The sequence below is a fragment of the Klebsiella sp. JB_Kp042 genome (assembly GCF_040065275.1).
GTDB classification, from domain to species: Bacteria; Pseudomonadota; Gammaproteobacteria; order Enterobacterales; family Enterobacteriaceae; genus Klebsiella; species Klebsiella quasipneumoniae.
In genome coordinates this window covers 1-4064 of the sequence record NZ_JBEAJL010000055.1, presented here as the reverse complement: position 1 = coordinate 4064, position 4064 = coordinate 1, and the positions used below count along the sequence as shown (strand labels likewise).

The 4064-nt window shown below is 51.3% G+C and carries 3 protein-coding genes and 3 tRNA genes; 1 reads left to right on the top strand and 5 read right to left on the bottom strand.

What is annotated here, in order from left to right; translation table 11 throughout:
• Positions 1-57: 57 nt before the first annotated feature.
• The 3 genes from ABLV54_RS12895 to ABLV54_RS12885 form a co-directional block, all read right to left on the bottom strand.
• Positions 58-132, bottom strand: a tRNA-Gly gene (locus ABLV54_RS12895).
• Positions 133-247: 115 nt separating this feature from the next.
• Positions 248-332 (bottom strand) — tRNA-Tyr (locus tag ABLV54_RS12890).
• A gap of 10 nt (positions 333-342) precedes the next feature.
• Positions 343-418, bottom strand: a tRNA-Thr gene (locus ABLV54_RS12885).
• Between the two features lie 429 nt (positions 419-847).
• On the opposite strand from ABLV54_RS12885, the gene coaA reads away from it, so the two are divergent.
• Positions 848-1798 (top strand): type I pantothenate kinase, encoded by a 951-nt coding sequence (gene coaA / locus ABLV54_RS12880; protein WP_032429237.1) that lies wholly within the window; start codon positions 848-850, stop codon positions 1796-1798.
• A 26-nt stretch (positions 1799-1824) separates the two neighbouring features.
• Here the strand turns inward: coaA and birA are convergent, their stop codons facing one another.
• Entirely contained in the window at positions 1825-2787 is a 963-nt protein-coding gene (gene birA / locus ABLV54_RS12875) for a bifunctional biotin--[acetyl-CoA-carboxylase] ligase/biotin operon repressor BirA (RefSeq protein WP_023291589.1), read from the bottom strand.
• The gene (gene murB / locus ABLV54_RS12870; protein WP_048336577.1) at positions 2784-3812 is read right to left on the bottom strand and encodes a UDP-N-acetylmuramate dehydrogenase; all 1029 of its coding nucleotides are present in this window, start codon (positions 3810-3812) and stop codon (positions 2784-2786) included. Before murB ends, birA begins: the two co-directional genes overlap by 4 nt.
• Positions 3813-4064: the final 252 nt, after the last annotated feature.

Sequence of the window (4064 nt, the reverse complement as noted above, 5' to 3'; positions counted from 1 at the left end):
TGGGGACCTCACCCTTACCAAGGGTGCGCTCTACCAACTGAGCCATATCAGCACGTCTGGAGCGGGCAGCGGGAATCGAACCCGCATCATCAGCTTGGAAGGCTGAGGTAATAGCCATTATACGATGCCCGCATCCTGAAACTCGGCTACCCAGTTCTTTCTGTAATACTAAAGAGACTGCTCTCTGTAGTATTGAGCTGATTAGTTTACCCAACCAACTCCGGCTACGCAAAGCGTCGCCAGAAAGTGGTGGTGGGGGAAGGATTCGAACCTTCGAAGTCGATGACGGCAGATTTACAGTCTGCTCCCTTTGGCCGCTCGGGAACCCCACCCAAATTGTTATGGTGCCGACTACCGGAATCGAACTGGTGACCTACTGATTACAAGTCAGTTGCTCTACCTACTGAGCTAAGTCGGCATCAAGTAGCGCGCATTCTAGGGAGAGGAGCGAGTTCATGCAACTAAAAATTTGCATAAAACGTTCTCTTGCTCACATTTTGTGCTCTTACGCGAAAAAACGGTGTAATTTCAAACAACGGAGTGCAAATAATCGCCAGCAAACAGCACAGCAGGCGCGGTTCCGGTCATCCACGTTTACCCGGAACGTATGCTGACCGCAGCCTGAAAGGCAGCAGGCCGTTAGCACTATCCTGTTAGCAAAGACCATGCTTTGCAAAGCATAAGAAACTTATTCCTCTCTTGTGACGCTGGCGCGAGAAAGCAGCATTCAATGAGTTTTTTTCTTATTATTCCCGGCAATCTGGTGTTACCCTCCTGCCCATTGTCCTGATTAACTCGTGTGAAGCATCGCCGTTTCAACGTATTCGGTGATGGTAAGAACATGCTTATGAGCCAAAAAGAGCAGACGTTAATGACACCGTACCTACAATTTAACCGCCACCAATGGGCTGCACTTCGTGATTCTGTCCCGATGACGTTAACCGAGGAAGAAATCACGCGGTTAAAAGGCATCAACGAAGATCTCTCTCTGGAAGAGGTTGCTGAGATCTATTTGCCGCTGTCGCGTTTGCTCAACTTCTATATTAGTTCTAACCTGCGTCGTCAGGCGGTTCTCGAACAATTTCTTGGCACCAACGGTCAGCGAATCCCCTATATAATCAGCATAGCTGGCAGCGTTGCGGTAGGTAAAAGCACCACCGCCCGTGTACTGCAGGCCTTACTTAGCCGTTGGCCTGAGCATCGCCATGTCGAACTCATTACCACTGACGGATTTTTGCACCCTAACTCGGTTTTGAAAGAACGTGGGTTAATGAAGAAGAAAGGTTTTCCGCAGTCTTATGATATGCATCGGCTGGTGAAGTTTGTCTCCGATCTCAAATCAGGAGTACCACAGGCAACTGCACCGGTTTATTCCCATCTAATTTATGATGTTATTCCCGACGGCGATAAAACTGTCGCGCAACCGGATATTCTCATTCTTGAAGGACTGAATGTTCTGCAAAGTGGGATGGATTATCCACACGATCCGCATCATGTATTCGTATCGGATTTTGTCGACTTTTCTATTTATGTCGATGCCCCGGAAGAATTATTGAAAAGCTGGTATATCAACCGCTTTCTTAAATTCCGGGAAGGAGCATTTACCGACCCGGATTCTTATTTCCATAATTACGCCAAGCTGTCGAAGGAAGAAGCGGTGGATATTGCCACCTCGCTATGGAATGAGATTAACCTAATGAATCTCAAGGAAAACATCCTTCCAACTCGTGAGCGCGCCAGCCTGATTATGACCAAGAGCGCCAATCATTCTGTTAATCAGGTACGCTTACGGAAATAAAGCAAAGGGAGCCGAAGCTCCCTTTTTTATTCTGCGCTGCGCAATGATATTTCACCACCGACCCAGGCTTTTATCACACCATCCTGCTCCAGCAATAGCGCCCCCTGGGCGTCAATACCGCGGGAAATGCCATAAATTTCTTTATCACCGATAATCAGTTTTACCGGACGATGAATAAAGTTATCCAGTTTTTCCCAGCGCGGCAGATAAGGAGCCAACCCTTCCTGCTCGAACAGCTCCAGTCCCAGGCGCAGCTCTTTAATCAGGCGCGCGGCGAGGAGGTTACGATCGATGACCACCCCTGCTTCCTGAAGACTGATCCAACCCTGATTGACGACATCAGACTCCACGTGACGCATCACAAGGTTGATACCCGCGCCGCTGACGATTTGTGCGGCATCGCCCGTTTTCCCCGTCAGTTCCACGAGGATCCCTGACAGCTTACGATCCTGCAGGTAAATATCGTTTGGCCATTTCACGCGAACCTGTTCGGCCCCGAGCTGCTGCAGCACTTCAGCGATCACAATACCGATCACCAGGCTTAGGCCAATAGCCGCTGCCGGGCCCTGCTCCAGACGCCAGTACATTGAGAGATAGAGATTCGCGCCAAAGGGGGAAAACCATTTTCTGCCTCGCCGGCCCCGCCCTGCCTGCTGATATTCAGCCACGCAGGCATCGCCGGACGTCAGCTCATCCAGTCTATCCAGCAAATACTGGTTAGTGGAGTCGATTACCGGAAGGACAGTCACTCGGCCATGCTCTATCTGTTGGGAGATCTTTTTCTCATCCAAAAGATGAATAGGCTCTGGCAGGCTGTAACCCTTGCCCGGTACGGTAAACACATCAACGCCCCAGTCGCGTAAAGTCTGGATATGCTTATTAATCGCCGCCCGGCTCATGCCTAACTGCTCGCCAAGCTGTTCACCTGAGTGAAACTCACCATCAGCAAGGATAGAAATTAGCGTTAAAGGGATAGTATGGTCTTTCACGCAATGCTCTCCTCTGCGTTGACTTCACCATGCGTTCCAATGAAGCGCACCTCGGGTTGAAGCCATACATTGAATTTCGCACCCACCTGCTGGCGAACGTAATGGGCAAGCTTTATCACATCCTCACTGGTCGCTTGATCTTCATTAATCAGTACCAGCGCCTGCTGTCGATGCACGGCCGCGCCGCCGATGCGTTGTCCTTTGAGCTGACATTGATCGATTAGCCAGCCAGCGGCCAGCTTGACGCTGCCGTTTGCCTGCGGATAGTGCGGTGCATCAGGGAACTGCGCCAGCAGCGCTTCAGCAACCTGAGCGCTGACGATCGGGTTCTTAAAAAAGCTGCCAGCATTACCGTTAATCTTTGGATCCGGCAATTTAGTCATTCGCATATGACAGACCGCATCGAATACCTGCTGCGGGGTGACAGTCTGCGGATCGAGACGTGTTAAATCACCGTAGCTCAGCACCGGTCGCCACGCTTTCTCTAACGCCAAGCCAATCGCGACGATGGCGTAGCGGTCCTGATATTCATGTTTAAAGATGCTGTCGCGATAGCCGAAACGGCATTCCGCTGCGGAAAGGCGTTGTTTACGTCCCGTTTCCAGCTCGATGCAGTCAACATATTCGCAAACCCGCTGCAATTCGACGCCGTAAGCGCCAATATTCTGGATAGGCGAAGATCCTGCGCAACCAGGGATTAATGCCAGATTTTCCAGACCAGGCATCGCATGCTGTAGCGTGAACTGCACCAGTTGATGCCAGTTTTCGCCGGCGCCGACGTGCAAGCGCCAGGCATCCGGGGTTTCGCTCACCTCGATCCCCATAATTCGGTTGAGGATCACCGTACCGGCATAGTCGTTCAGAAACAGGACGTTACTGCCTTCCCCAAGGATTAGCGTGGGTTCGCCTGCCGCGACAGCGGTTTGCCAGGCGCTTAATAACTGTTGTTCAGTTTCGGCGCGTACTATCGTATTGGCGGATCGCTCAATGCCAAAGGTATTCCAGGGTTTGAGGGAGTGGTTCATAGTGGCTTCCTGATGCAAAATCGGCGTTAGTTTACCGTATCTGGCGGGGGAAGGCTTGCCTGATTACAGAGGCAATAATATTGCGGGGCGCTAACGGTGGTGATGTGGTGTACCGGTCCGGGCTACAGAACCCGCAAGGTCCGTAGCCCCGGTAAGCGCAGCGCCACCGGGGGAGGCATACACCACACAGCAAAAAACCCGCACCTTTCGGGACGGGGTTCTTTTTAAACGCAAAAACAAAAAGCTCAGTCT

Excerpts from the sequence above, each read along its gene's own strand:
- murB (WP_048336577.1), bottom strand. The coding sequence starts at position 3,812 with ATGAACCACTCCCTCAAACCCTGGAATACCTTTGGCATTGAGCGATCC.
- coaA (WP_032429237.1), top strand. The coding sequence starts at position 848 with ATGAGCCAAAAAGAGCAGACGTTAATGACACCGTACCTACAATTTAAC.